The sequence below is a fragment of the Streptomyces sp. NPDC030995 genome (genome assembly GCF_055571215.1).
In genome coordinates this window covers 148,046-174,255 of the sequence record NZ_JBVIFS010000001.1, presented here as the reverse complement: position 1 = coordinate 174,255, position 26,210 = coordinate 148,046, and the positions used below count along the sequence as shown (strand labels likewise).

The 26,210-nt window shown below is 72.8% G+C and carries 21 protein-coding genes; 7 read left to right on the top strand and 14 right to left on the bottom strand.

From position 1 onward, the window contains the following. Positions 1–2: 2 nt before the first annotated feature. The 5 genes from ACZ45T_RS00835 to ACZ45T_RS00815 form a co-directional block, all read right to left on the bottom strand. The gene (locus ACZ45T_RS00835) at positions 3–419 is read right to left on the bottom strand and encodes a hypothetical protein (RefSeq protein ID WP_468436004.1); all 417 of its coding nucleotides are present in this window, start codon (positions 417–419) and stop codon (positions 3–5) included. Next, positions 409–2,091, bottom strand: a complete 1,683-nt coding sequence (locus ACZ45T_RS00830) for a hypothetical protein (protein WP_468436002.1) — start codon at positions 2,089–2,091, stop codon at positions 409–411. Before ACZ45T_RS00830 ends, ACZ45T_RS00835 begins: the two co-directional genes overlap by 11 nt. Positions 2,092–2,285: 194 nt before the next feature. Further along, positions 2,286–3,275, bottom strand: a complete 990-nt coding sequence (locus ACZ45T_RS00825; protein WP_468436000.1) for a malate dehydrogenase — start codon at positions 3,273–3,275, stop codon at positions 2,286–2,288. A 232-nt stretch (positions 3,276–3,507) separates the two neighbouring features. Beyond that, entirely contained in the window at positions 3,508–3,981 is a 474-nt protein-coding gene (locus tag ACZ45T_RS00820; RefSeq protein WP_468435998.1) for a DUF3017 domain-containing protein, read from the bottom strand. Next, a complete protein-coding gene (locus tag ACZ45T_RS00815) occupies positions 3,971–4,831 on the bottom strand; it encodes a bifunctional methylenetetrahydrofolate dehydrogenase/methenyltetrahydrofolate cyclohydrolase (protein ID WP_468435996.1) in 861 nt (286 codons plus the stop codon). The genes ACZ45T_RS00820 and ACZ45T_RS00815 overlap by 11 nt, the downstream gene beginning before the upstream one ends. Positions 4,832–5,075: 244 nt before the next feature. On the opposite strand from ACZ45T_RS00815, the gene ACZ45T_RS00810 reads away from it, so the two are divergent. Then, positions 5,076–5,771, top strand: a complete 696-nt coding sequence (locus tag ACZ45T_RS00810; RefSeq protein WP_468435994.1) for a proline-rich domain-containing protein — start codon at positions 5,076–5,078, stop codon at positions 5,769–5,771. A 76-nt stretch (positions 5,772–5,847) separates the two neighbouring features. Here the strand turns inward: ACZ45T_RS00810 and purH are convergent, their stop codons facing one another. Further along, entirely contained in the window at positions 5,848–7,440 is a 1,593-nt protein-coding gene (gene purH / locus ACZ45T_RS00805; RefSeq protein ID WP_468435992.1) for a bifunctional phosphoribosylaminoimidazolecarboxamide formyltransferase/IMP cyclohydrolase, read from the bottom strand. Next, entirely contained in the window at positions 7,437–8,060 is a 624-nt protein-coding gene (gene purN, locus ACZ45T_RS00800) for a phosphoribosylglycinamide formyltransferase (RefSeq protein WP_468435990.1), read from the bottom strand. The genes purH and purN overlap by 4 nt, the downstream gene beginning before the upstream one ends. Before the next feature lie 244 nt (positions 8,061–8,304). Here purN and ACZ45T_RS00795 point away from each other — a divergent pair, with 244 nt between their 5' ends. After that, complete coding sequence (locus tag ACZ45T_RS00795) at positions 8,305–8,889, top strand: hypothetical protein (protein WP_468435988.1); 585 nt, start codon at positions 8,305–8,307, stop codon at positions 8,887–8,889. A 215-nt stretch (positions 8,890–9,104) separates the two neighbouring features. Here ACZ45T_RS00795 and ACZ45T_RS00790 read toward each other — a convergent pair whose 3' ends face one another. Then, positions 9,105–10,769, bottom strand: a complete 1,665-nt coding sequence (locus tag ACZ45T_RS00790) for a cell division protein PerM (RefSeq protein ID WP_468435986.1) — start codon at positions 10,767–10,769, stop codon at positions 9,105–9,107. Positions 10,770–10,888: 119 nt separating this feature from the next. Between ACZ45T_RS00790 and ACZ45T_RS00785 the strand changes: the two genes are divergently transcribed. Continuing rightward, a complete protein-coding gene (locus ACZ45T_RS00785) occupies positions 10,889–12,166 on the top strand; it encodes a helix-turn-helix domain-containing protein (RefSeq protein WP_468435984.1) in 1,278 nt (425 codons plus the stop codon). An 88-nt stretch (positions 12,167–12,254) separates the two neighbouring features. Here the strand turns inward: ACZ45T_RS00785 and sucD are convergent, their stop codons facing one another. The 5 genes from sucD to ACZ45T_RS00760 form a co-directional block, all read right to left on the bottom strand. Then, on the bottom strand, positions 12,255–13,145 hold the full coding sequence (gene sucD, locus ACZ45T_RS00780) for a succinate--CoA ligase subunit alpha (RefSeq protein ID WP_361954335.1): 891 nt from the start codon (positions 13,143–13,145) through the stop codon (positions 12,255–12,257). 21 nt (positions 13,146–13,166) lie between these two features. Next, positions 13,167–14,345 (bottom strand): ADP-forming succinate--CoA ligase subunit beta, encoded by a 1,179-nt coding sequence (gene sucC / locus ACZ45T_RS00775; RefSeq protein WP_329099493.1) that lies wholly within the window; start codon positions 14,343–14,345, stop codon positions 13,167–13,169. A gap of 281 nt (positions 14,346–14,626) precedes the next feature. Then, positions 14,627–15,811 carry a vWA domain-containing protein gene (locus ACZ45T_RS00770; protein WP_468435967.1) on the bottom strand — a complete coding sequence of 395 codons (1,185 nt, stop codon included), beginning with the start codon at positions 15,809–15,811 and terminating at the stop codon, positions 14,627–14,629. A gap of 200 nt (positions 15,812–16,011) precedes the next feature. Next, positions 16,012–18,264, bottom strand: a complete 2,253-nt coding sequence (locus ACZ45T_RS00765) for a DUF5682 family protein (protein ID WP_468435965.1) — start codon at positions 18,262–18,264, stop codon at positions 16,012–16,014. Beyond that, complete coding sequence (locus ACZ45T_RS00760) at positions 18,261–19,367, bottom strand: ATP-binding protein (RefSeq protein WP_468435963.1); 1,107 nt, start codon at positions 19,365–19,367, stop codon at positions 18,261–18,263. Before ACZ45T_RS00760 ends, ACZ45T_RS00765 begins: the two co-directional genes overlap by 4 nt. Before the next feature lie 134 nt (positions 19,368–19,501). Here ACZ45T_RS00760 and ACZ45T_RS00755 point away from each other — a divergent pair, with 134 nt between their 5' ends. Both ACZ45T_RS00755 and ACZ45T_RS00750 read left to right on the top strand, forming a co-directional pair. Next, complete coding sequence (locus ACZ45T_RS00755) at positions 19,502–20,845, top strand: SWIM zinc finger family protein (protein WP_468435961.1); 1,344 nt, start codon at positions 19,502–19,504, stop codon at positions 20,843–20,845. Positions 20,846–21,158: 313 nt separating this feature from the next. Beyond that, positions 21,159–22,745 carry a DUF5691 domain-containing protein gene (locus tag ACZ45T_RS00750; RefSeq protein ID WP_468435959.1) on the top strand — a complete coding sequence of 529 codons (1,587 nt, stop codon included), beginning with the start codon at positions 21,159–21,161 and terminating at the stop codon, positions 22,743–22,745. Between the two features lie 275 nt (positions 22,746–23,020). Here ACZ45T_RS00750 and ACZ45T_RS00745 read toward each other — a convergent pair whose 3' ends face one another. Beyond that, positions 23,021–23,422 carry a cobalamin B12-binding domain-containing protein gene (locus tag ACZ45T_RS00745; RefSeq protein WP_468435957.1) on the bottom strand — a complete coding sequence of 134 codons (402 nt, stop codon included), beginning with the start codon at positions 23,420–23,422 and terminating at the stop codon, positions 23,021–23,023. A gap of 175 nt (positions 23,423–23,597) precedes the next feature. Here ACZ45T_RS00745 and ACZ45T_RS00740 point away from each other — a divergent pair, with 175 nt between their 5' ends. Next, entirely contained in the window at positions 23,598–24,380 is a 783-nt protein-coding gene (locus tag ACZ45T_RS00740; protein ID WP_468435955.1) for an esterase/lipase family protein, read from the top strand. A 220-nt stretch (positions 24,381–24,600) separates the two neighbouring features. Beyond that, positions 24,601–26,154, top strand: coding sequence for a M23 family metallopeptidase (locus ACZ45T_RS00735; protein WP_468435953.1), 1,554 nt, complete (start codon positions 24,601–24,603; stop codon positions 26,152–26,154). Positions 26,155–26,210 lie beyond the last annotated feature (56 nt).

Genomic DNA, 26,210 nt, shown 5'->3' with positions numbered 1-26,210 from the left:
GGTCAGACCCCCAACGCCGCGAGCAGCCCGCCGAGGGCGGTGGCCGCGCTCACCGTCTCCACCAGCGGAGCCCAGCGCTCCAGGGCCCCGCGCAGCCGCGCGGGCAGGCCGGGCCGGATCTGCCCGGCCTCCTCCAGCTCGCCGGCGGCCTCGTCCAGTTCGGCGTCGAGGGCCGACTGGTCGGCGCTGCGGGGCAGGCGTACGAGGGCTGCGCGCAGCTCCCGTACGGCCTCCAGCAGTTCCGCGGCGCCCGGAGCGCCCGTCCCCGTACCGCCGTGGTGGACGGTGGTGGTGTTGGTGATGTGGGAGCCGCCGATGCTGAAGCTGCTGCGGTCGATGCGGTCGATCCGCACCTCCCCGCTTCCGGCACCGGAATCCGCACCCGCGCCCGCACCAGCACCCGTCACGTCATCCGTCATCGCTGTTCCTTCCGCCCGTGTGGTGGCCCGCGTGGTTGCTGTGTCCGCTGCCGCCCACGCTGAACGCGCTGTGGTTCACCGACTGGATGAACACCCCGCCCGCCGCCACGGTGACCGCGCGCTCCGCGAACTCCTCGGTGTGCCAGCCCGCTTCGTGCAGGGCCAGGGTCACGCCGGCGACGATCCGGTCCTGGATCGTCTTCAAGTACCGGTCCAGGTCCATCAGCTGGAACAGCGAGGCGTTCTCCTGCGCCGCGAGCTCGCGGACGGAGACGGCCGGACCGGCCGGGAGCGCGCCCGCGTGGCCCGCCGTGGCGATCTGCCACGGCGCCCGGCTGCCGCCCGACAGGGTGGTGAGCGCCGCGCCGAGCGAGCGCGGGGCGTTCTTGAGCGCCCAGACCGCCTTGGCGAAGGGGCTGTTCCGCAGGTGCCGCCGGGCCACGTCGTCGGCCTCCTGGAACTCCGGCCGTACGGGCAGCAGCACGTGCGGCGCCACCTCCAGCATCAGCATCCCGCCCTGCGTGTGGACGCGTACGAAGACGGTGATGACGAGGTTCTCGTCCCAGCCTCCGACCCGGACCCGCAGGAAGTGGCGGCGCCGCTCCCCGCCCTCCTCGACGGCTGCGGCCCGGTGCGTCGCGAACGCCTGCTCCGACAGGTCCAGTTCGTGCCCGCCCGGCAGCTCGGCGGGCGGCATGAACACGCACTCGTCGACGACCATTTCCCGCAGCCGGTCCAGGACGGCCGCCTGTGCCTCGGGCGAGCCGTGCGGGGACGGGACGCGCAGGGCTTCCAGGCGCGGCCGGATCCGGGCCACGATCCGTGCGTTGTCGAGCGGTTCGGGCTCGGTGTCGCCCTGGGGGCGCAGCTCGACCGACAGGTGCCAGGGCCGGTGGGCCTCGCCGGCGCCGCAGAACGGGTCGTCGGCGTTGTAGATGATCAGGCGGGAGTGCTGGGTGCGCGTGATCCGGTTCCGGGCCCGTGCGAAGCGGCCGCCCGAGGCGGGGTCGGCGCTCGGGTCGGCGTACCGCGACCGGCTGAGCGAGGTGCTGATGACACGGGCGAAGTGGCCCCGCTGCAGGCCGACGACCACGGTGAGCAGGAAGAAGACGATCAGGGCCGTCCAGCCGTACGCGTTCCCGAGCAGGTAGCCCAGCCGGGGCAGCTCGGTGACGAGACCGAAGGGCTTGTACTCGAGCTGCCTCGTGACGACTTCGAGGAACGTGACGGAGTCGTCGGCCCCTCCGACGTTCGCGTTGCCTTGGAGCGCGCCGACCGCCACCCCCAGACCGACGCCGACGAGCAGCACGTAGCCGCACCCGCGCAGCAGGGATTCGAGGAACCTGCTGGCGCGACGCCCCTTCTCGCGGCGCCGTTGGATCCGCCCGGCGCCGCTCAGGAAGGCGGCCGGGATCAGCAGGAAGAACAGCAGCGCCTGGGTCATCAGCAGCCCGAGGCCCCACACCCCCACCACGGCCGAGGCCCAGGCCACCTCGGCGCGGCGGGCCTGGAGCGCGTGGGCGAGGACGCGGGTGGCGTCGAAGCCGTAGGAGGGCGCGACGAAGCGCTCCTCGTGGACGTAGAGCTCCTGGATCACCCGGTCGCGGTACACGGCGTCGAGATAGGTGCCGGCGCACAGCAGCCGACCCGCTTCGCTGAGCGAAGGGTGCACAGGAGCTCTGTCATCCGCATTGCCTGTCACCGAATCCCCCTTTCGGTGTGCGGAGGGAAACGATAGGGCGGCGATCGGGAACACGACAGGCGCGATCACGCCAAAAGGCCCCGGCGCGCAATGCACCGGGGCCTTCGGGAAGAGCGGGTCGGATCAGGCGATCGGATCAGGCGATCGGACCGGATCCGATCAGATCAGATCAGGCCGAGCCCGCGGACCGCGTCGCGCTCCTCGACGAGCTCCTGCACGGAGGCGTCGATGCGGGCGCGGGAGAACTCGTTGATGTCCAGGCCCTGGACGATCTCGTACTTGCCGTCCTTGGTGGTGACGGGGAAGGAGGAGATGATGCCCTCCGGGACGCCGTAGGAGCCGTCCGACGGGACGCCCATGGAGGTCCAGTCGCCCGCGGCGGTGCCGTTGACCCACGTGTGCACGTGGTCGATGGCGGCGTTGGCGGCCGAGGCGGCCGAGGACGCGCCACGGGCCTCGATGATCGCCGCGCCGCGCTTGGCGACGGTCGGGATGAAGGTGTCGGCGAGCCACAGCTCGTCGTTGACGACCTCGGCGGCGTTCTTGCCGGCGATCTCCGCGTGGAAGATGTCCGGGTACTGGGTCGCCGAGTGGTTGCCCCAGATGGTGAGGCGCTTGATGTCGGTGACGTCGGCGCCGGTCTTCTGCGCGAGCTGCGAGATCGCGCGGTTGTGGTCCAGGCGGGTCATCGCGGTGAAGCGCTCGGCCGGTACGTCCGGGGCGGCGGCCTGCGCGATGAGCGCGTTGGTGTTGGCCGGGTTGCCCACGACCAGGACCTTGATGTCGTCCGCGGCGTGCGCGTTGATCGCGGCGCCCTGCGGCTTGAAGATGCCGCCGTTGGCGGAGAGCAGGTCACCGCGCTCCATGCCCTTGGTGCGCGGGCGGGCGCCCACGAGCAGCGCGACGTTGGCGCCCTCGAAGCCCTGGTTCGGGTCGTCGAAGATGTCGATGCCCTTGAGCAGCGGGAAGGCGCAGTCGTCGAGCTCCATGGCGGTGCCCTCAGCGGCCTTCATGCCCTGGGGGATCTCCAGAAGTCGGAGCTTGACCGGCACGTCCGCGCCGAGCAGGTGACCGGACGCGATGCGGAAGAGCAGCGCGTAGCCGATCTGGCCGGCGGCGCCGGTGACGGTGACATTCACGGGAGTGCGGGTCATGGCGTTCTCCGTTAGACAGCTGGCGGTGGGGCGTCCCTGCCCCATGTGCTGGAGGACGCCGCTTCCCAGTAAATCTTGACGTGAAGAGACATCCGCGGTCAGGCTATCCGACCCGCGAGCGGCCGAACCCCCGGGTCCCTGTGGTGCGTGGCACACGGACCCCGGTGTTCGAAGGTCAGAACGACCCACGGACCCCTGTTCGACCAGGGAGTTCGGGCCCGTACGGCGTCCCTCACCGCACGGTGAAGCGGACCGCGCTCTCCAGGAACGGAATCTCCAGCCACGGCTTCGGCTCCATCACCAGCGCGAGCAGCGTGATCGCCACGCCCAGCAGCCCGTACGTGATCATGTCGGTGTAGCGGGAGCGCACCGCGAGCATCCCCACCGAGGGCAGGACGCGCCGCAGCACCGACGCCGCGATCAGGGCCACGCCGATCACCAGGCAGCCGACCCGCGGATGCCCGAACGCCGTGGCCAGCAGCCCGGCCGCGGTCGCGGTGAGCACGCTGAGCATCGGCCACTGCCGGGCGGGCGTGGACACCGCCCCGGGGACGGCACGGCCACTGCCCTCGGGGCGGGCGGTGTCCCGGGTGACGGACGGGAAGCGGCGGGACCTGGGGCCCTCGGCGCCGTTCGCGCCGGTCACGCCGTTCGCGCCGGTCACACCGTTGTCAGCCGCGGGCTGCGCGTCCGGTTCAACCTGCACTGGAGATCCGTTCCGCCGCCTCGACGACATTGACCAGCAGCTGGGCCCGGGTCATCGGGCCGACGCCGCCCGGGTTCGGGGAGATCCAGGCGGCCACCTCGGCCACACCGGGGTGCACGTCGCCGACGATCTTCCCCTTCTCGTCGCGGCTCACGCCCACGTCGAGCACGGCCGCGCCCGGCTTCACGTCCTCCGGCTTGACCAGGTGCGGGACGCCGGCCGCCGCGACGATGATGTCCGCCTGGCGCAGCAGCCCGGAGAGGTCGCGCGTACCGGTGTGGCAGAGCGTCACGGTGGCGTTCTCGGACTTGCGGGTCAGCAGCAGGCCGATGGAGCGCCCGACGGTGATCCCGCGGCCGAGGACCACGACGTGCGCGCCGTTGATCTCGACGCCGTGGTGGCGCAGCAGCTCGACGATCCCGTACGGGGTGCAGGGCAGCGGACCCGGCTCGTTCAGGACCAGCCGGCCGAGGGAGGTGGGGTGCAGGCCGTCGGCGTCCTTCAGCGGGTCCATCAGCTCCAGGACCCGGTTGGTGTCGATGCCCTTGGGGAGCGGGAGTTGCACGATGTAGCCGGTGCACTCCGGGTTGGCGTTGAGTTCCCGTACGACCGCCTCGATGTCCTCCTGGGAGGCCGTCGCGGGCAGTTCGCGCTGGATGGAGGCGATGCCGACCTCGGCGCAGTCCTTGTGCTTGCCGTTGACGTACCAGCGGCTGCCCGGATCGTCACCGACCAGCAGGGTGCCGAGACCGGGGGCGACGCCCCGGGCCTTCAGGGCCGCCACACGGGCGGTCAGTTCGGACTTGATCGCGGCCGCGGTGGCCTTGCCATCGAGAATCTGGGCGGTCATGACCCCATCCTCCCGGATGGAGTGGCCCCGGTTCCAGTCAAGGCGCTCGCAGGAGTGCAAGGTTCATTGCACTTGCACAACAAGTACCCGGCCGCACCGCAACGAGCTGGACAACCCCTCGCCAATCGGACGACGATAAAACGAATGAGTGCCGCGGGCAGTGCCGGGGGGCGGACCGCTCGATCCAGGATTCCTCCGCGTGTGTGCCGTGCGTCCCCGCACTTCCACGGAGGAACACCCCAAGATGAGCTTCGGCGACCCCCACAATCCGTACGGACAGCAGCCACCCCAGGCCCCGCAGGGCCAGCCGGGCTACGGCTACCCCCAGCAGGCCCCGCAGGGCATCCCGCCTCAGGGCGGCTACGCCTACCCGCAGCAGGCGCCGCAGGCGTACCTGGGTGGTCCTCCGCCCGGGTACGCGGGCACGAACCCGGGTAGTGCGTACGAGATGCCCGGCGGCGTGAAGGCAGCCCGGGTCATCCTCTTCATCCTGGGCGGTCTGCAGGCCCTGGGCGCCCTGTTCTGGCTCATCAGTGGCGCGGTGCTCGCCTCGCTCTTCACGGCCGATTCGCACGACTCGTACAGCTCGAGCACGGATGACATGGCCGCCTTCGCCGGCATCGTCATCGCCGTCGGCGTCGCCATCTCCGTGGCCTTCGCGCTGTGGGCCATCCTCACGGCCGCCAAGCTGAGCAAGGGCCGCGGCGGGGTCCGCGCCTCCGGCATCGTCTACGGCTCGCTGCTCACGCTGGCGGGCGTCGTCAGTGCGATCAGCTACCTGATCGCCTTCACCGCCGCCTCCTCCAGCGAGCACATTCCGGCCGCCGTGCTCGTCCCCTCCCTGATCATGTCCCTGGTCCCGCTGGGCCTCGGCCTCTGGATCATCGTGGGTCTCGCCAAGAGCGACGCGAGCGAATACTTCAACCGCCCCCGGTACTGACACCGGCCGGCCACCGGCTACGGCGAAGGCCGCGTCCCGCAGTGCGGGACGCGGCCTTCGCCGTAGCCATGGGACCTCAGTGGAAGAAGTGCCGGGTCCCGGTGAAGTACATGGTCACACCGGCCTTCTTCGCGGCCTCGACGACCTGCTCGTCGCGCACCGAACCGCCCGGCTGGACCACGGCCTTGATGCCCGCGGCCGTCAGGATCTCGAGCCCGTCCGGGAAGGGGAAGAAGGCGTCGGAGGCGGCGTACGCGCCCTGCGCGCGCTCGGCGCCCGCCCGCTCGACGGCGAGCTTCGCCGAGTCGACGCGGTTGACCTGGCCCATGCCGACGCCGACCGAGGCGCCGTCCTTGGCGAGCAGGATCGCGTTGGACTTGACGGCCCGGCAGGCCTTCCACGCGAAGGCCAGCTCGGCGAGCTCGGCCTCGGACAGGGCGTCGCCGGTGGCGAGCGTCCAGTTGGCCGGGTCGTCGCCCTCAGCCTGGAAGAGGTCGGACTGCTGGAGCAGCGCGCCGCCGGAGATCGGCTTGAGGTCACCCGGCTGGTGCGGGGTGCCGTCCACCTTCAGGACGCGGATGTTCTTCTTCTTGGCCAGGATCTCGACCGCGCCGTCCTCGTAGGCGGGGGCGGCGATGACCTCGGTGAAGATCTCCGCGACCTGCTCGGCGAGCTCGACGGTCACCGGGCGGTTGACGGCGATGACGCCGCCGAAGGCCGACAGCGGGTCGCAGGCGTGCGCCTTGCGGTGCGCGGCGGCGACATCGGCGTCGACCGCGATCCCGCACGGGTTGGCGTGCTTGATGATCGCGACGCAGGGCTCTTCGTGGTCATAGGCGGCGCGGCGTGCGGCCTCGGTGTCCACGTAGTTGTTGAAGGACATCTCCTTGCCGTGCAGCTGCTCGGCGTTGGCGAGTCCGCCCGGCAGGCCGTCCGTGTAGAGGGCGGCGGCCTGGTGCGGGTTCTCGCCGTAGCGCAGGGTCGACTTGCGCTCCCACGCGCCCGCGAGGAACTCGGGCAGGACGGCGCCCTCTTCCGGCGCGTACGCGTTCGTGAACCAGGAGGCCACGGCCACGTCGTAGGCGGCGGTGTGCTGGAAGGCCTCGGCCGCCAGGCGCTTGCGGGCGGTGAGGTCGAAGCCGCCGCCCTGGGCGGCCGCGATCACGTCGGCGTAGCGGGCCGGGCTGGTGACGACCGCGACCGAGGGGTGGTTCTTGGCGGCGGCGCGGACCATCGACGGACCGCCGATGTCGATCTGCTCGACGCACTCGTCGGGAGTGGCACCCGACTGGACGGTCGCCAGGAAGGGGTAGAGGTTGACGATCACCAGGTCGAAGGGCTCGACGCCCAGCTCGGCGAGCTGGTTGCGGTGGTCCTCCAGGCGCAGGTCGGCGAGGATGCCGGCGTGCACGCGCGGGTGCAGGGTCTTGACCCGGCCGTCCAGGCACTCGGGGAAGCCGGTCAGCTCCTCGACCTTGGTGACGGGCACCCCGGCCGCGGCGATCTTCGAGGCGGTGGAGCCGGTGGAGACGAGCGCGACGCCCGCCTCGTGCAGCCCGCGGGCCAGCTCTTCCAGTCCCGTCTTGTCGTAGACGCTGATGAGCGCACGCCGGATCGGCCGCTGGTTCGTGGTCGGGTCGTTGCTCGCTGCGATGTCTGCGGCGGTCACTGGATCGTTACCTTTCGTCCCTCAATGCGGTAGCCGTGCCGGGCCAGGCGCCCCACGACATCGACGAGCAGTGCTCGCTCGACTTCCTTGATGCGCTCATGGAGAGCGGCTTCGTCGTCCTCGTCCCGGACCTCGACGACACCCTGGGCGATGATCGGACCGGTGTCCACGCCGCTGTCCACGAAGTGGACCGTGCAGCCGGTGACCTTCGCGCCGTAGGCGAGCGCGTCCCGTACGCCGTGCGCTCCGGGGAAGGCGGGGAGGAGGGCGGGGTGGGTGTTGACGAACCGGCCGCCGAAGCGGTCGATGAACGCCTTGCCCACGATCTTCATGAACCCGGCGGACACGACGAGGTCCGGGGCGTACGCGTCGGTCGCCTCGGTGAGCGCGGTGTCCCACTCCTCGCGGCTCCCGTAGGCCTTGACCGGGCAGACGAAGGTGGGGATCCCGGCCTTCTCGGCCCGGTCCAGGCCTGCGATGTTCTCGCGGTCGGCCCCCACGGCGACGACTTCGGCGCCGAAGCCCTCGGATCCGCCGGGGTGGGCGTCGATGGCGTCGAGGAGGGCCTGGAGGTTGGTGCCGGAACCGGAGACCAGCACGACCAGGCGGGAGGCGGCCATGGGAGGCCCTTTCTCGCGGAATTGCGGTGTTCGTCTTTGTGTGGTCATACAAAACTTCGGGGTACCGATATACGGGGAACCATACGAAGCCATCGACCGCCTGCAACGATACCGGCACACCGGACGGCCCCCGAGGGACGGGGGGACGGCCGGGCGGTAGCGTCTGGCTTACAAGCCGCGAACTGGGCCCACCTCGCCACGACGTCCTCGTGACGTCCATGACACAGGGGAAGAAACACACCTGATGCCGGACCGCCGTCAGCCCGAGTCCCCCACCGACGACAACCCCTTCGCGGCTCCGCCGGAGGGCCGGCCCGACCAGCCGTGGCAGCCGCGCAGCGGCGGCGACGGCGGAAGCGGCGACGGCCCAGGGGATTCGGACGGCCAGCGGGGTCCGGCGCGCTGGGACCCGACGGACCCGATCCAGCGCCGCGCCCGCTACGCGCTGCTCGCCGGCATGTGGGGCTTCTTCTTCGGGATCTTCGGCATCCCGTCGGTGGGCCTGCTGCTGGGGGCGCTCGCCCTGTACTGGGGCATCAGCGCCCTGCGCGGCAAGCCGGCGAAGCCCACCACCCCGGACGCCCCCGACGCCCCGACCGGCCTGGCCTCCCTGGGCCCCGCGGCCCGCCCCCAGCGAACGGCGGCGGTGAGCGGCCTGGTCACGGCCTCACTGGCGATCCTGCTGGCGATGAGCTCGTACGCCCTGCAGCTCGCCTACAAGGACTTCTACGTCTGCCGCGAAGACGCCCTCACCAACTCGGCGGAACAGCAGTGCAACACCCTCCTCCCGAACAACGTCGTGGGCGACATCCTGAAGGTCCGCCAGTAGCCCCGCCGCACAATTCCAGCCCCGCCGGCGTTTGAGGCGCGGGGTCCGGGGCGGAGCCCCGCTCCTTCACCACCGCCGCACACTCCAGCCTCGCCGCACAATCCAGCCCCGCCGGCGTTTGAGGCGCGGGGCGCGGGGCGGAGCCCCGGTCTTTCAGCCTCGCCGGCGTTTGAGGCGCGGGGTCTGGGGCGGAGCCCCAGCAGCGGCGCACCCGCCTACGCCGACGGCTTCCGCCGCGCCAGCACCCGCGCCCCTACCACCGGCGGAGCCAACTGCACGGCAGCCGGCTCGGCAACCGGCCCGGCCGGCCCCAGGACCGGGCTCAGGTCCAGGCTGATCCCCGGCACGACCGTCACCGGCCGGTGCATCCGAGCCACGCCCGGGCCCGCGCCCGCGCCCGCGGCCAGATCCGGAGCCGGGGCCGGGGCAGGGGCAGGGTCCGGCCCCGCAACCGGCACCGGCACCGCCACCGCCACCGGCCCCGGCCCCGGCTCCGCGATGTCCGGGATCAGCGCGCCCGCAGCCCTCCGCATCGCCGCCCACCGAACCTCCCGCACCCCACTGTCGTGCCACGCATCCCCCGCCGGATCATCCACATCCACATCCACACCCACCGCCCGCACCCCCGTCACCGGCCGCGTCCGCCACGCCTGCACCCCCACCGCCACCGGCACGGCCAACACCAGCGTCCACCCGAGGGCCGCCGCCCCGGTCGCCCACCACACCGGCCCGAACTCGGCCAGCCGCCGCGACCCCAGCGGCCCCGCCGCGGCAGCCGCGAGCCCGGTCATCACCAGTCCGCACACCACCGCCCCCAGGGCCGCCGTGAGCGCGGTCTCCCCGTACGAGACCTCGCGCGCCCGGCGTACCGCGAACCAGCCCACCGCCAGCCCGGCCACCACCGGCACCCCGGCGACCGCCCAGGTCAGCGGTGTCCCCGGGCCCTCCGGCGGGAGCGCCGCCAGCAGCGGGAACCGGGGCAGCCCGGGCGCGCCCGTGAAGCCGAGCGGGGTGGCGGTCGCGTCGGCGCCGAGGGCGAAGCCGGGCCCGAGGGCGTAGGCCGCGCCCCAGACCATGGCGTTGGGGATCAGGGCGACCGCGAGCAGCAGCACCGCGAACCGCCCCGACCACACCCCGGTCAGCGCGAGGAACGACCCCTGCACCTCCGCCCCGTGCCACGCGAGCGAGACGCCGACGAGCAGCGCGCCGCCGCCGAGGAGGACCAGGGCCCCGCCCGCTCCCGCCCGCAGCGCCAGCGCGTATCGGGGGCGCGCGACAGCCCTCCGTACGCCCCTCGGCAGCCAGGACGGCAGCGCCTCCAGCGGACGCCCCTTGGCTCCCCACACCGCGCCGGCGGCGGCGAGCACGGCCACCAGGGGGATGTGCCAGGCCGCGCTGATCGGGTCGGCCGGCATGGGCCCACCGGCGGCGTACACCGTGGCGAGGGCCCCGACCGCGAGGTATCCGCAGAGCACGGCCGAGAACACGGCGCCCGCGGGCAGCACCTCCTCGCCCTCCTCCTCGGACGCGCTCCCCAGCCGGGCGGCCCGCCGTACGAGCAGTACGGGCAGGACGACGAGGAGCAGGGGCGTCACGCCGACGGGCGCGGGAACTCCGGACAGGGTCTCGTACCGCACGAGTTCCGTCCCGTGGGCGAGGAGCCACAGGCCGGCGGCGAGGTGCAGGGCCCCGCCCGGACCACTGTCGGGGTAGGGGGAACTGATCCACAGCACGATGACGAGCACGGCGAGGAAACCGAGCCCGAGTCCGGCCGCCACGGCTCCGCCCACCACGCATGCGGCGGCGGCCGGCGAACGGCGCCGCGATCCGGCTCGCGGGGCCGCTGACAACGGAGTCCCGCGTTCGGTCACTTGGGTCACCCCGCCATGGTGCCAACGACACGCGCTTTGGGCGGGTAACAGGCGAATGTCCGTGGTGTCGCTCAATATACGTTTATGTACTTTATTGCTCAGGGCTGCCGGGTCGCGGGGAGAGTGGCATGACACAGGGCGTCGAGAGCCTGCCCACCCCCGACGAGCGCCGCAGACTGCGCGAGGCGGCGAATCTGACGCCCGAGGAGGTCGCGGCCGCCGTGGGCGTCACCGTGAACACGGTCCGCTCCTGGGAATCGGGCCGCACCGGCCCCCGCGGCCGCATGCGCGAGGTCTACGCGGCCTTCCTGACCGGCCTCTCGACCCCGCCGACCACCCCGGAGCCGGAATCCGAGGCCCCGTCAGCGGCCGTCGCGGCCGCAGCCGAGAGCGATACGGCGCCCCGGGACGAGCCCGACGCCACCGGAACGGCCGAGCCCGAAGCCATCACCGCCGTGGCCTCCGAGGCCGCCGTGCTCACCGCGGCCACTGGGGCCGCCGGGCATCCGAATGCCCCCGCCGAGCCGGAACCCACCGCCGAACCCGCCGAGCCCCCCGCCGGGGCAGGGGCGAGGGCCGGGGCGAGGGCCGGGGCGGGGGCCATGGCCGACTTCGACGCCCTCTACGCCCGCGCCGCCCCAGCCCTCGCCCGGCAGACCTATCTGCTCACCGGCCGCCGGGCCCTCGCCCTGGAGGCCGTGGAGCGGGCGTTCCACCAGGCCTGGAACCAGTGGCCCGCGGTGGCCACCGACCCGGACCCGGTGGGCTGGGTGCGCGCGGTCGCGTACGAGTACGCCCTCTCCCCCTGGCACCGGTTCCGGCGCGCCCACCGCCACCCCGACAAGCCCCCCGCCGAGCCCGCCGACCGGATCCTCCTCGACGCCGTGCTCGCCCTGCCCACCACCCACCGCCGGACCGTCCTGCTCTACGACGGCGTCGGCCTCGACCTCCCCGACACCGCCGCCGAGACCGAGGCCAGCACCCCGGCCGCCGGCAGCCGCCTCCTCCACGCGCACGCCGACCTCGCCGAGCGGATCCCCGCACTGGGCGACGTACCGCCCGAGAAGCAGTCCGCGCTGCTGCGCGGCCTGCTCGCCGCGCTGCGGCCGTCCGTGCCGCTGGTCCCTCGCCCGGCGGCGGACGTACGCGGCGGCGGCGAGCGGCGCATCCGGCGGTGGAGCCGCGCGACCCTCGGCCTGACCGCGGTGATCGCCGCCGCGACCGCCTACACGGCCGTGACCGCGCCCACGCACTACGAGCCGCCGCGGGCACCCGGCGAGAGGGTCTCCGGCGTGCCCCCGCTCAGCGGCCCGCAGCAGCTCACCGAGGAGAGCAGGCTGCTCCACGACAAGCTGCGCGCCGACCCGGCCGCCGGACCGGCCCGGATCACCCCGACGGTCGAATGAGGCGCGTGAGGCGCATACGGGCGCATGAGAAAGGGCGTGGGCCGCACCCCCCGAGGGGTGCGGGCCACGCCCGTACACGCGAACGTGCCTACTGAGCGGCGTTCAGGATCTCGCGCGCCAGCTTCGCGGTCTCGGTCGGCGTCTTGCCGACCTTCACGCCGGCAGCCTCGAGGGCTTCCTTCTTGGCCTGTGCGGTGCCGGAAGAGCCGGAGACGATGGCGCCCGCGTGGCCCATGGTCTTGCCCTCGGGGGCGGTGAAGCCCGCGACGTAGCCGACGACCGGCTTCTTGACGTTCTTCGCGATGAAGTCCGCCGCACGCTCCTCGGCGTCGCCGCCGATCTCGCCGATCATGACGATCAGGTCGGTGTCGGGGTCGGCCTCGAACGCCGCGAGGGCGTCGATGTGCGTGGTGCCGATGACCGGGTCGCCACCGATGCCGACGGCCGAGGAGAAGCCGATGTCACGGAGCTCGTACATCATCTGGTAGGTCAGCGTGCCGGACTTGGACACGAGACCGATGCGGCCGGGCTTGGTGATGTCGCCCGGGATGATGCCGGCGTTGGACTGGCCGGGGGTGATCAGACCCGGGCAGTTCGGGCCGATGATCCGGGTCTTGTTGCCCTTGGCGGTCGCGTACGCCCAGAAGGCGGCGGAGTCGTGCACCGCGATGCCCTCGGTGATGACGACGGCCAGCGGGATCTCGGCGTCGATCGCCTCGACGACGGCGGCCTTGGCGAAGGCCGGCGGGACGAAGAGGACGGAGACGTTGGCGCCCGTCTTCTCCATCGCCTCGGCGACGGAACCGAAGACCGGGACCTCGGTGCCGTCGAAGTCGACGGAGGTGCCGGCCTTGCGCGGGTTCACGCCGCCGACGATGTTGGTGCCGTCAGCCAGCATCAGCTTGGTGTGCTTCATGCCCGTGGCACCGGTCATGCCCTGGACGATGACCTTGCTGTCCTTGTTGAGGAAGATAGCCATGTGAGTCTGTGACCTCTGCCCTTACTTCGCAGCCGCGAGCTCGGCGGCCTTGTCGGCCGCGCCGTCCATGGTGTCCACGCGCTGGACCAGCGGGTGGTTGGCGTCCGAGAGGATCTTGCGACCCAGCTCGGCGTTGTTGCCGTCGAGACGGACGACCAGCGGCTTGGTGACCGCCTCGCCCTTGTCCTCGAGCAGCTGCAGCGCCTGGACGATGCCGTTGGCGACCTCGTCGCACGCGGTGATGCCGCCGAAGACGTTGACGAAGACGGACTTGACGTCCGGGTCGCCGAGGATGATCTCGAGACCGTTGGCCATGACGGCGGCGGAGGCGCCACCGCCGATGTCCAGGAAGTTGGCGGGCTTGACGCCACCGTGGTTCTCGCCGGCGTACGCGACGACGTCGAGGGTGCTCATGACGAGACCCGCGCCGTTGCCGATGATGCCGACCTCACCGTCGAGCTTGACGTAGTTGAGGTTCTTCGCCTTGGCGGCGGCCTCGAGCGGGTTCGCGGCCGCGTGGTCCACGAACTCCTCGTGGCCCGGCTGGCGGAACTCGGCGTTCTCGTCGAGCGAGACCTTGCCGTCGAGCGCGATGACGTCGCCGGAGGCGACCTTCGCGAGCGGGTTGACCTCGACGAGGAGCGCGTCCTCGGCGATGAAGGTCGCCCACAGGGTCACGAGGACCTCGGCGACCTTCTCGGCGACCTCGGCCGGGAACTGCGCCAGGGCGACGATCTCGCGGGCCTTCTCGATGGTCACGCCCTCGTTGGCGTTCACCGGGACCTTGGCGAGCTTCTCCGGGGTCTCCTCGGCGACCTGCTCGATGTCCATGCCACCCGCGACCGAGGCCATGGCCAGGAAGGTGCGGTTGGTGCGGTCGAGCAGGTAGGAGACGTAGTACTCCTCCAGGATCTCGGGAGCAGTCTCGGCGATCATCACCTTGTGGACCGTGTGGCCCTTGATGTCCATGCCGAGGATGTCCGTCGCCCGGGCGACAGCCTCGTCCGGGGTGGCGGCCAGCTTCACGCCGCCGGCCTTGCCGCGGCCGCCGACCTTCACCTGCGCCTTGACGACCGACTTGCCGCCCAGCCGCTCGGTGGCCTCGCGAGCCGCCTCAGGCGTGTCGATGACTTCACCGGCCAGCACCGGTACACCGTGCTTGGCGAAGAGGTCCCTCGCCTGGTACTCGAACAGGTCCACGCGCGTCCGTCCCTTGTCTTTTTTAAAGATTCGCAGTGATTCGCGGTTGTCTGCTATCTGCGTGGGCGTGCCGCGGAGGGCAACGTGACGGCGCTGTCACAAGGAAGGCGCACACGGTGACCGTGGACGCGGCATGTCCGTCCCGCAGGTTATCCCCGTGGGCCGTAGGTCCCTAAATCGCAGATCACACCTGAGCGGTGATACCTGTCACAGATCGCCTCACGGTTGAACTGGAAGTTCGTGTGATCTGCCGCTTCACACGGCGGTGCGGTCGCAACTCGTCAGGGCACGGGCAGGGGCCGCTTCTCCAGCGCCGCGGCCATCACCTCGGGAAACAGGTCGGGGGTGCAGGCGAAGGCCGGGGCACCAAGCGCCGCAAGGGCTGCGGCGTGCTCGCGGTCGTAGGCCGGGGCCCCCTCGTCCGACAGCGCCAGCAGGGTCACGAACTCCACGCCCGCCGCCTTCATCGCGGCGACCCGCTTGAGCATCTCGTTGCGTATGCCGCCCTCGTAAAGGTCGCTGATCAGGACGACGACGGTGTCGGCCGGCCGGGTGATCTTCGACTGGCAGTAGGCGAGGGCGCGGTTGATGTCGGTGCCACCGCCGAGCTGGGTGCCGAAGAGGACGTCGACCGGGTCGTCGAGCTGGTCGGTCAGGTCCACGACGGCGGTGTCGAAGACCACGAGCCGGGTCGCGATCGACCGCATCGAAGCCAGCACCGCCCCGAAGACGGAGGCGTAGACGACGGAGGCCGCCATCGAACCCGACTGGTCGATGCAGAGGATCACCTCCTTCTTCACCGATTGCGCCGCCCGGCCGTAGCCGATCAGCCGCTCGGGGACGACGGTGCGGTATTCGGGCAGGTAGTTCTTGAGATTGGCCCGGATCGTGCGGTTCCAGTCGATGTCGTGGTGGCGGGGGCGGCTGATGCGCGCGGAGCGGTCGAGGGCGCCGGTGAGGGTGGCCCTGGTGCGCGCCGCGAGCTTCTTCTCCAGCTGCTCGACCACCTTGCGGACCACCGCGCGGGCGGTCTCCTTGGTCGTCTCGGGCATCGCCTTGTTCAGGGAGAGCAGGGTGCCGACCAGGTGGACGTCGGGTTCGACGGCCTCCAGCATCTCCGGTTCCAGCAGCAGGGTGGACAGGCCGAGCCGCTCGATCGCGTCGCGCTGCATGACCTGGACCACCGAACTGGGGAAGTACGTCCGGATGTCCCCCAGCCAGCGGGCCACGTTCGGCGCGGACCCCCCGAGCCCGGCCGACCGCGCCCCCGCCCCCTTCCGCGCCCCGCCGCCCCCGCCGTACAGCGCACCGAGCGCGGCATCCATCCCCGCGTCCCGCCCACTCAGCGCACACCCGGTCCCGTCGGCCTCTCCCCCACCCAGCACCATCCGCCACCGCCGCAACCGCTCGCCTCCGGCGGAGCCGACGGTCTCCTGCTCTCCCGCGCTCACGTCCGTACCGGTCATCTGCCCATCCCCCTGCACTCGTCGTATCCACCAACCCACATCCGCCGCCCCCACCAATCCAGCCCCGCCTTTCAGCCCCGCCGGCGTTTGAGGCGCGGGGTCCGGGGCGGAGCCCCGACATTCCAGCCTCGCCGCACCATCCAGCCTCGCCGGCGTTTGAGGCGCGGGGGTCCGGGGGCAGCGCCCCCGGCAACGGCGCCTCACCCGGCGAGCAGCATCCGCACCAACGGCACCACCGCGTCCGCCCGTTCCAGGTCCAGCTCCGGGGCGAAGCCCGCAGGGGCTGATCCGGGCACGGCGGCCGCCGATCCAGCCGGGCCACGCCGGACCAGCTCGCCCAGCGTCCGCTTCACCCCCGGCTCGTACGCCCCGAACGTCCTCCGCAGCAAAGGCAGTACGTCGGTGAACGCCCGCTCCGGCACCCCCACCAGCCAGGTGTCGATCAGACCCAGCAGCCGCTCGTCGTGGACGAGCAGCGTCCCCCCGCCCGAGCTCCCGCCCGCGAAGCCCTCGATCCAGCCCGCCGCGTCGGCCGGGGCGGCCGCCGGGGACAGCGCCAGCCCCATCAGCCGGGCCGTCTCCTCGGCGGGCAGCCGGCCGTCGTCGAGCAGCAGCCTGGCCGCCCGGCCGCGGATCACGCCCGGCACGGTGTCCCGGGCGGCCAGCGTCCGCAGCACCGCGGACCAGCGCTCCGCCAGCCCCTCCGCCGTGTCGGCCAGCAGCCCGACCGCCCCGTGCACCCCGTCCACATGGCCCCGCAGCTCCGCCGCCGCGTCGGCGTCCAGACCGGCCGCACAGGCCGACGGCAGCGCCACGCATATTCGCTCGGCGAGCCCGGCCGCCACCGTGCCGAGCGCCGTCGCGTCCGTGCCGCGTACGTCCCCGTACCTCAGCGAACGGGCCAGGGCGGGCAGGGCCTTGGCGAGCCGCGCCACATCGGTGTCCAGCGCGGCCCGGTCCGCGAGGGCCCGCAGTACGGCGGGCAGCGCCTCGGAGAGCCCGGCCAGCAGGCACCGCTCGGCCAGCGCCGTCACCTCGCCCAGCTCCTCGGCGCCGGCCGCGTCCGCCTCGGCGTTCGCGGTGGCGGCCGCCAGGACCGTGGTGCCCCATATCCCGGCCTCGGCGATCCGAACCGACAGCTCCGGCTCCCACCGCAGCCGCCAGGTCTCCCGGAAGGTCCCGGTGCTGCCCCGCGAGGCGGTCGGTCTGCCCCACTCGATGCCGAGCAGCCGCAGCCGGTGCAGCAGCAGGGATTTCGCCGCGTCGGTGTCCTTGCGCAGGTCCAGTTCCAGCTCGCGCTCGTGCGCCTCGGCCTTGAGCCGCAGCGAGCGCTGCTGGCGGGTCAGGTCCCGCTGGAGGGGTACGACGGGCGCGCCGTCCGGGACCTCGCCGAGCACGTCGCCCACCACCAGGCGGTCCTCGATCAGCGCGAGCGGTATGTCGGAGCCGTCGCACATCACCGCCCGGACCGCCTCCAGGGTCTCCGTCAGACCGGCCAGGGGCCGGCCCCGCATCGCGGCCAGGGTCTCGGCCAGCCGGACCGCCTCGATGACGTGCGCCGAGGAGACCTGCCGGTCCTCCTGGCGGAGCAGGCCCGCGATCTTGGTCAGCCATCGCTCCACGGGCCGGTCCCGGGCCGAGAAGAGGTGTGCGTACCAGCCGGGCGAGGTGATCCCCGCGCCGTACCCGCCGGCCCGGGCGAGCCTGCGGTGGGTCCAGGGCACCCAGGTGGTCTCCACCTTGACCTTCGGCAGTCCGCTCAGCAGCGCCTTGTCGGCGGCCACGGTGGTCTTCGCCCGCAGGGCCGGGACGTGCCAGGCCCCGCACACCACGGCGTACGTGTCGCCGAACTCCCGGCGGGCGGCCCGCATCCGTTGCCGCATGTACGCCTCGCGCACGAGGTCGCGGTGGTGGCCGCCGTCGCCGTACGCCTCGCGCAGGGCGCCCATGGCCTCCCCGAGCGCCTCGAACGCGCCCAGTGCGTCGGCCTCCTTGGCGCCCCGGTGTTCGACCACGTCCTCCCACCACTGCTCGGGGTCGTCGTACCCGGCGGTCTCGGCCAGCACCGCGAGGGGGTCCACCCTGACGGTGTCGGGCTCGGCCTGGTCCGCGTCCCCCTCGGCGGCCAGCGAGTGCGCGGCCGGGAGGTCCATGAACCGCACCGGTACGCCCGCCTCCTGCGCCCAGCGGATGGCGACCCACTCCGGGGAGAACTCGGCCAGCGGCCAGAAGGCGGCCCGGCCGGGGTCGTCCGCGGCGTGCGCGAGCAGCGCCACGGGCGGCCGCATTCCCGGGTCGGCGGCCAGCGCGAGCAGCTCGTCCCCCTCGGGCGGCCCCTCGATCAGCACGGCCGCCGGGCGGGCCGCGTCCAGGGCGGCCCGCACCGTGCGGGCCGAGCCCGGCCCGTGGTGCCGTACGCCCAGCAGCAGCGGGCCCTGCCGGCTCCGGCTCATACCGTCACCTCCCGGCAGGCCCGGTAGAAGTCCTTCCAGCCGTCGCGCTCGCGGACCACGGCCTCCAGGTACTCCTGCCAGACGATCTTGTCGGCCGCCGGGTCGCGGACCACGGCGCCGAGGATCCCGGCGGCCATGTCGGAGGGGCGCAGCACGCCGTCCCCGAAGTGGGCGGCGAGGGCCAGGCCGTTGGTGACGACGGAGATGGCCTCGGCGGTGGACAGGGTGCCGCTGGGCGACTTCACCTTCGTGCGGCCGTCGCCGGTGACCCCGTCGCGCAGCTCGCGGAAGACGGTGACGACGCGGCGGATCTCCTCCAGGCCCTCGGGCACGGCCGGCAGGTCGAGGGCGCGGCCCATCTGGTCGACGCGGCGGGCGACGATGTCCACCTCGGCGTCGGCGGTGGCGGGCAGCGGCAGCACCACGGTGTTGAAGCGGCGGCGCAGCGCGCTGGAGAGCTCGTTGACCCCGCGGTCGCGGTCGTTGGCGGTGGCGATGAGGTTGAAGCCGCGCACGGCCTGCACCTCTTCGCCGAGCTCCGGTATCGGGAGCGTCTTTTCGGACAGGACGGTGATGAGGGTGTCCTGGACGTCGGCGGGGATGCGGGTGAGCTCTTCGACGCGGGCGGTCATGCCGTCGGCCATGGCCCGCATGACGGGGCTGGGGACGAGGGCCTCGCGGCTGGGTCCGTGGGCCAGCAGCCGGGCGTAGTTCCAGCCGTACCGGATGGCTTCCTCGGGAGTGCCGGCGGTTCCTTGGACGAGGAGGGTGGAGTCTCCGCTGACGGCGGCCGCGAGGTGTTCGGACACCCAGGTCTTGGCGGTGCCGGGGACGCCGAGCAGGAGCAGGGCGCGGTCGGTGGCCAGGGTGGTGACGGCCACTTCCACGATGCGGCGCGGGCCCACGTACTTCGGTGTGATCACCGTGCCGTCGTCGAGCGTGCCGCCGAGCAGGTAGGTGGCGACGGCCCACGGGGAGAGCTTCCAGCGGGTCGGGCGGGGCCGGTCGTCGGCGGCCGCCAGGGCTTTCAGTTCGTGCGCGAAGGCGTCTTCGGCGTGCGGTCGCAGCGCCTCGGCGCCCGTGCCGTTCTCGGGCATGGTCATGGTCCCCCTCCAATGCTCGGCAGCCGCTTCCGACTGCTGAATCCAAGGTGCACCACGCCACTGACAACGGGCCCTGCTCACCGAGTCGTTGCAGGTCAGGGCGATTGTCAGTGGGGGTCTCTACGGTGGAACACATGACTGAGCAGGGGGTCCGCTGGACAGCGGAACAGGTACTGGCTCTGGCTCCTGACGATGCCTCACGCAAGGCGGGAGGCAGACTCGGCGGGGCGGGGACATGGTCACAGATCGGAGGTTCCGCTTCCGGATCTGTTTGGGGGTTGTGCAAGGGCAGCGGCAGCAAGCCGTACCAGACGGTCGTCGACCTGGCGGGACCGGCTTACAAGTGCTCCTGCCCGAGCCGGAAGTTCCCGTGCAAGCACGCGCTGGGGCTGCTGCTGCTCTGGTCCGCCGAGGGGGTCGGCGAGCCGGGCGAGGCGCCGGAGTGGGCCGCGCAGTGGCTGACGGAGCGTGCGGCGAAGGCCGCGCGCCCGGCCGCCGGGGCGGGCAGACCGGCGGACGAGGAGGGGGCGCGCAAGCGGGCCGAGCGACGGGCCGCGCGGATAGGCGCGGGCGTCACCGAGCTGGAGCAGCGGCTGGCCGATCTGCTGCGCGGCGGCCTCGCGGGCCAGGAGCAGACGGGATACGCGGCGTGGGAGGAGACCGCGGCCCGGATGGTCGACGCTCAGGCACCCGGACTCGCGGGGCGGGTGCGGGAGTTGGGGACGATACCCAGTTGCGGCCCCGGCTGGCCCGCCCGGATGCTGGAGGAGGCGGCGCTGCTGCACCTGCTGGACCGGGCCTGGCTCGGTGTGGCCGGGCTGCCGGAACAGCTGGCGGCGACGGTGCGCAGCCGAGTGGGACTGCCGGCCTCCGGGGAGGGGGAGGCCGTACGGGACCGCTGGCTGGTGCTGTCCCAGTACGACTCGGTGTCACCGGACGGCCGGCTCACCACCCGCCGGATATGGCTGCGCGGGATGGAGACCGGGCGACCTGCCCTGCTGCTGGACTTCGGACCGCCCGGGCGGCCTCCGGGGCTGGCGCTGCCGGTGGGGCTGGAGCTGGAGGCGGAAGTCCGCTTCCGGCCCGGGTCGGCGGGGCTGCGGGCGGACCTCGGGGAGAGGTTCGCGGCGGCCGTGCCGTGCACGGACGTTCCGGCCGGGGTGAGCACGGGGGCGGCTCTGGAGGCGTACGGGGCGGCGCTCCGGGCGGATCCGTGGCTGGAGTCCTGGCCGGTGGCGCTCGGCCCGGTGATCCCGATACCGGGAGAGCTCGGCTGGCAGTTGGCGGACGCGGAGGGCACCTGTGCCCTGCCGGTGCCCCTCACGGGGACCGGTAGCCGCACCCGCTCGGGCCTGTGGCAGCTGGCCGCGCTGTCGGGTGGGGGCCCGGTCACGGTGTTCGGCGAGTGCGGCCACCGTGGCTTCACCCCGCTGACGGCCTGGCAGCCGGACTCGCCCGAGCCGGTCGCCCTGTCCTGAGGCAGGGCTCGAGCAAGCACACACGCAGGGGGCCTGGGGGGTCGTATGCCGTCACACGAGGGGCGGCGGGGAGGGGACGGGCGCAGGGCGCGGGGCGCCGTGCGCGGGACGACGAGGAAGCGGTGGCGCGGGGGCGTCGGCGTAGTGGTGACGAGAAGCCGGGGGGCTTGCATGAACGACAACCACGCCAGTTGAGCGCAGTCGAACGGGGTTCGACAGCTCCGGTCCCGTGGAGGGGGCGGGACCGGAGCGCTGCGGGACGACGAGGGACGAGCGACGAGGGATGAGCGCCGAGGGATGAGGGAGGGGCCCGATGAGCAAGGGTGACAAGGGGTACGGGGAGTGGGAGGAGCTGGTCGGCGCCGCGCTGCTGGGCACCGACCGGCGCCGGGGCGGGGGCCCGGCCGGTTCTCCGGAGGCGCTGCTGGACGCGGCGGCCGTGCACGCCGTACGGCGCCGTGCCGGGCTGAGACCGGCCGGCGCGGGCCCGCGCCCGGAGCCCGCGCCCCGGGACCCGCGCCCGGCACCACCGGAGGCGGCCCGCCGCCGGCTCGCCCAGCTGCTGGCCGACCGGACCGGCGCGGGCAGCAGCGGCGGGCGGCGGGGGGCCGCCCCGGATCTGACGGAGCTGCTGCCCCAGTGGCTGGCCGCGGCCGGACGGTACGGCTACCGCGCGCCGGCCCCGCTCGTACCGGCCCTGCTGGACGCGGCCCGGGCCCGTACGGACCTGCGGCCCCAGGCGCTGGCCCTGGCCGGGACGCGGGGACTGTGGCTGGCGCGACTCAATCCGGACTGGCGGTTCGCCCTGCGCGGCGGGGCGGGCGGCGGCGGCGGGATGCCGGAGGTGACCGACCGGGCGGGGGTGGAACGGCTGTGGCAGGAGGGGCTCTTCGCGGAGCGGGTGGCCCTGCTGGGCGCCGTACGGGCCCACGAGGCGGCGGCCGCGCTGGAGCTGCTGGCGACGACCTGGGCCGCCGAACGGGCCGAGGACCGGCTGATGTTCCTCGATTCGCTGAGGGTGGGGCTGTCGGAGGGGGACGAGCCCTTCCTGGAGGCGGCGCTGGGTGACCGCAGCCGCAATGTCCGCGCGACGGCCGCCGAGCTGCTGTCGGCGCTGCCCCGGTCGGCGCTGGCGGGGCGGATGGCGGAGCGCGCGCTGGCCTGTGTGGGCCCCGAGGGGGTGACGCCGCCGGCCGAGTGCGATGCGGGGATGCTCCGCGACGGGGTGGTCAAGCGGCCGCCCGCCGGGCGCGGGGAGCGGGCCTGGTGGCTGGGCCAGTTGGTGGAGGCGGCGCCGCTGTCGTGCTGGCGGGAGCGGTTCGGGGGGCTCCGTCCGGCGGAGATAGTGGCGCTGCCCGTGGCCGCGGGCGAGGGCTGGACGGAGGAACTGCACGCGGCCTGGTGCCGGGCGGCGGTGCGCCAGCGCGACCCGGAGTGGTCCCGGGCCCTGCTCGGCCCGGCGACCGCGCCGCCCGCGGCCGCGCCGGGCACGGCGTCGCTAGCGGAGCGGGCCAAGCTGCTGGAGACCCTGCCGGATGCCGAGCGGGCGGAGTGGGTGGCGGAATTCGTCCGGGCGCACGGGCTGTCGGAGGCGTTCCAGTTGCTCGGAGTGTGCGTGGTGCCGTGGGCGGGGGCGCTGGGGCGGGCGGTGGTGGACGCGCTGGACATAGCCCGGGAAGCGGGCAGTTACCCGTGGAGCTTCAGCGGGGTGATGGGCCTGGCGGAGCGCTGCCTCGATCCTGCGGAGGCGGGGCGTCTGGAGGGGCTGACCGCGGCCGCGGAGGATCCGCCGGACGGGGTGCCCGGCGCTGCCGCGTACTGGGCCGAGGCCTTCCAGCGGCTGGTGGCCACCCTTCGGCTGCGCGAGGCCATGCTGTCGGAGCTGGCTCCGGCCACCTGATCCCTCCCGGGGGGCGGCTGGGCGGGCGGGTGCGGCTCAGGGACCTGGGGCTCCGCCCCAGACCCCGCGCCTCAAACGCCGGCGGGGCTGGATTTGGCCGGCGTTGAGACACACGGGTTCGAGAGCAGAACCCCGCGCCTCAATCACGGCTGGATTTGGCCGGCGTTGAGGCACACGGATTCGGGAGCAGAACCCCGCGTTTGAGGCTCAGGGGGGCGGGGGCAGAGCCCCCGAAAGCGGCGGCGCGGCCGAACCTGACCGCCTGCCGCCGGAGGCTACTGGCGGACGTTCGCGCGGACCCAGTCCACGATCGCCGTCGTCGTCGCGCCCGGGGTGAAGATCGCGGCCACGCCCTTTTCCTTGAGGGGGGCGATGTCGTCCTCCGGGATGATGCCGCCGCCGAAGACCTTGATGTCCTCCGCGTCGCGCTCCTTGAGGAGTTCCAGGACACGCACGAACAGCGTGTTGTGGGCGCCCGAGAGGATCGAGAGGCCGATCGCGTCGGCGTCCTCCTGGATGGCGGTGTCCACGATCTGCTCGGGGGTCTGGTGGAGGCCGGTGTAGATGACCTCCATGCCCGCGTCCCGCAGCGCCCGCGCGATCACCTTGGCCCCGCGGTCGTGGCCGTCGAGACCCGGCTTTGCCACCACCACACGGATCGGACCGGTCACACCCATCGCACTGCCTCCCGAGTGAACGAACGTTAAGTACAGCATCGCGCACGCCGCCGTTTCGCGGTCAATCACGAGGGGGAAATCACACGTGGGACGGCATTGCGCCACCGTGCCGACAGCCGCACGGCACGGTGGCGCGACGGCCGCGGTCCCGTGAGGCTGAGGGGGGAGGCCGTCGATGGGACTGTCCATACCCATCTCCGCGCCCTGGTCCGGCGCCGCGCTGCGGGCCGGCGCGCTCGAGGTGGTGGTGCTCGGCGGGCACCTCCTCCTCTATCCCACCGGAGTGTGCCAGGAGAAGGTCAGCGCCGGCCCACCCGCGACACGGCCGCCCGTCCTCCTCCTGCACGGCTTCACGGACAACCGGTCCGTCTTCGTCCTGCTGCGCCGCGCCCTCGGGGCGGGCGGCCGGCGGCACGTGGAGGCGTACAACTACTCCCCCTTCACCCTCGACCTGCGCCTCACCGCCCGCCATCTCGCCCGGCGCGTCGAGGAACTGTGCGAGCGCACCGGTCAGGAGCGGGTGGACCTGGTCGGTCACAGCCTCGGCGGGCTGGTCGGCCGGTACTACGTCCAGCGCCTCGGCGGCGACGCCCGCGTCCGGACCCTCGTCACGCTCGGCACCCCGCATGCCGGCACGCGGGTCGCCCCCTTCATGGACGCGCACCCGCTGGTGCGGCAGATGCGCCCTGACTCCGAAGTGCTGGCCGAGCTGGCCGCGCCCGCGCCCGGCTGCGCCACCCGATGCGTGGCGTTCTGGAGCGAGTTCGACGCGCTGATGACCCCGGTCGGGACGGCGCGCATCGAGCACCCGGATCTGTGTGTGGAAAACGTGCAGGTCACCGGCATTGGCCACCTTGCGCTGCCCGCCCACCCCGCCGTGATCGCGGCGGTCCGGCGCGCCCTCGACGGGCCAGGTCAGAGCGCCGTCACACGCTCGGACGCCGCTTCCGTCGCATAGCCAACCGACGACCGCCAGTCGAACGAATTTCGAACTCAAGGCCAAGGCTGCGTCTTTCGGCGACCGAAAGGCGGCTGAATGCCCGGTTCCGGCGATGCGGAGACCCGTCGAAGATTGTCGTTGCGAGTAACCGCCGGGTACAGTCACGCCACTGCTCTCCTCCGGTGAACCTCGAGTTCCCGGCCACCCAGGCCCCACTGCCGAGGCGAAAGAGAAGTTGGTGAACGACCGCCCCTTGTCGGGCCAGTACCCGGACGCCGGGTACGACGGCCTTTCCACCACCACTTTCGCTGGTGACTCGGCCTACGTTTCCTATGAAACGCAGGGTCAAGGGGTCAACTACGCTGCCTACGGCTCTTATGACACCGGCGCGTACGACACCACCGCGTGGAACTCGCAGGACGGTTACCTGTCCACGATCCCGACCCAGGGCGTCCCCGAGGACACGACCGGTCAGTGGGACGCGAGCGCCTGGAACACGCCGAGCACGGACCACTCCGGTTACACCGAGTACCAGCCGGCCTCCTTCGGCTACGACACCTCCGCCGAGCAGACCGGGCACTGGGCGATGCCGGGCTACGGCACCACCGGTACCGAGACCGGCGCGTACGACGCCACCGCCTGGAACACCGTCACGCAGACCCCGGCCGAGGCCCAGCCCGAGGCGGGCTACTCGTACGAGTACCAGCCCGCGCAGCAGGAGTACGCGTACGAGGCGACCTCCGTCGGCTATGCCTACGAGGCCCCGGCCGTCGTGCTCGATTCCCAGACCGGGACCGGTTTCGGGACCGGGACCAGTTTCGAGGCCGAGACCGACACGTACGTCGAGGCCGGCACGTACAGCGAGACCGCCGTCTTCGAGGTGCTCTCCGACGACATGCCCGAGCCCGAGGTCCACGGAGACCACGGGGAGCACGGAGACCACGCGGTCCACGACCTTCCCACCCAGGCCATGCCCGTGACCTCCGCTCCGCGCTCCGCGCGCCGGACCGCCACCAAGGGCAATGCCAAGGGCGGCGCCAAGCCCGGCAACAGCCGTCGCCGCACCCCGGCGAAGCGTTCCGCCCTGCTGACCGTGGCCGTGCCCTCCGCCTGCGTGATGGGTGTCGCGGGCGTCGCGGCCGCCTCCGTCGGCGGACTCACCGGCACGGAGAAGTCCTCCGAGGACACCACCACGATGGCCGCGCCCGACCCGGCCTCGGTGAAGCCGGTCGCGGCGAACACCAAGCTCGACACCCAGCTGGTCGCACTCAGCGCCGACGCGGGCGACTTCGCGGACCGCGCGAGCCGCACGCAGGAGCGCCTCGACCTGCACCAGCGCCAGGAAGAGGAAAAGAAGAAGAAGGCGGAGGAGGCCGCGGCCAAGGAGGCCGCCCGCCCCAAGTTCGCGCTCCCCGTCCAACAGCAGGGCCTCAGCGCCAGCTTCGGGCAGGCCGGCGGCATGTGGATGTCCGTGCACACGGGCATCGACTTCCCGGTCACCTACGGCACCCCGGTCATGGCCGCCACCGACGGCACCGTGCGCACGCAGTACAACAGCGCCTACGGCAACATGGCGATAGTGACCGCCCCCGACGGCACCGAGACCTGGTACTGCCACCTCAGCAGCACCAAGATCCGCAGCGGCAAGGTCAAGGCGGGCGACGTCATCGCCTACTCCGGCAACTCCGGCAACTCCACCGGCCCGCACCTCCACTTCGAGGTCCGGCCCGGTGGCGGGTCAGCGATCGACCCGCTGTCGTGGCTCCGCAGCCACGGCCTGGACCCGACGTAACCGAGCAAGCGCGGAGCCGAGCAAGCAAGCGCCGAGCCGAGTAGTCGAGTAGCCGG

What these genes read in the sequence shown, in the direction of transcription:
- ACZ45T_RS00835 (WP_468436004.1), bottom strand. Translation starts at nt 419, where the DNA reads ATGACGGATGACGTGACGGGTGCTGGTGCGGGCGCGGGTGCGGATTCC.
- ACZ45T_RS00825 (WP_468436000.1), bottom strand. Translation starts at nt 3,275, where the DNA reads ATGACCCGCACTCCCGTGAATGTCACCGTCACCGGCGCCGCCGGCCAG.
- ACZ45T_RS00815 (WP_468435996.1), bottom strand. Translation starts at nt 4,831, where the DNA reads ATGACCGCCCAGATTCTCGATGGCAAGGCCACCGCGGCCGCGATCAAG.
- ACZ45T_RS00810 (WP_468435994.1), top strand. Translation starts at nt 5,076, where the DNA reads ATGAGCTTCGGCGACCCCCACAATCCGTACGGACAGCAGCCACCCCAG.
- purN (WP_468435990.1), bottom strand. Translation starts at nt 8,060, where the DNA reads ATGGCCGCCTCCCGCCTGGTCGTGCTGGTCTCCGGTTCCGGCACCAAC.
- ACZ45T_RS00795 (WP_468435988.1), top strand. Translation starts at nt 8,305, where the DNA reads ATGCCGGACCGCCGTCAGCCCGAGTCCCCCACCGACGACAACCCCTTC.
- ACZ45T_RS00785 (WP_468435984.1), top strand. Translation starts at nt 10,889, where the DNA reads ATGACACAGGGCGTCGAGAGCCTGCCCACCCCCGACGAGCGCCGCAGA.
- sucD (WP_361954335.1), bottom strand. Translation starts at nt 13,145, where the DNA reads ATGGCTATCTTCCTCAACAAGGACAGCAAGGTCATCGTCCAGGGCATG.
- ACZ45T_RS00770 (WP_468435967.1), bottom strand. Translation starts at nt 15,811, where the DNA reads ATGACCGGTACGGACGTGAGCGCGGGAGAGCAGGAGACCGTCGGCTCC.
- ACZ45T_RS00765 (WP_468435965.1), bottom strand. Translation starts at nt 18,264, where the DNA reads ATGAGCCGGAGCCGGCAGGGCCCGCTGCTGCTGGGCGTACGGCACCAC.
- ACZ45T_RS00760 (WP_468435963.1), bottom strand. Translation starts at nt 19,367, where the DNA reads ATGACCATGCCCGAGAACGGCACGGGCGCCGAGGCGCTGCGACCGCAC.
- ACZ45T_RS00755 (WP_468435961.1), top strand. Translation starts at nt 19,502, where the DNA reads ATGACTGAGCAGGGGGTCCGCTGGACAGCGGAACAGGTACTGGCTCTG.
- ACZ45T_RS00750 (WP_468435959.1), top strand. Translation starts at nt 21,159, where the DNA reads ATGAGCAAGGGTGACAAGGGGTACGGGGAGTGGGAGGAGCTGGTCGGC.
- ACZ45T_RS00745 (WP_468435957.1), bottom strand. Translation starts at nt 23,422, where the DNA reads ATGGGTGTGACCGGTCCGATCCGTGTGGTGGTGGCAAAGCCGGGTCTC.
- ACZ45T_RS00740 (WP_468435955.1), top strand. Translation starts at nt 23,598, where the DNA reads ATGGGACTGTCCATACCCATCTCCGCGCCCTGGTCCGGCGCCGCGCTG.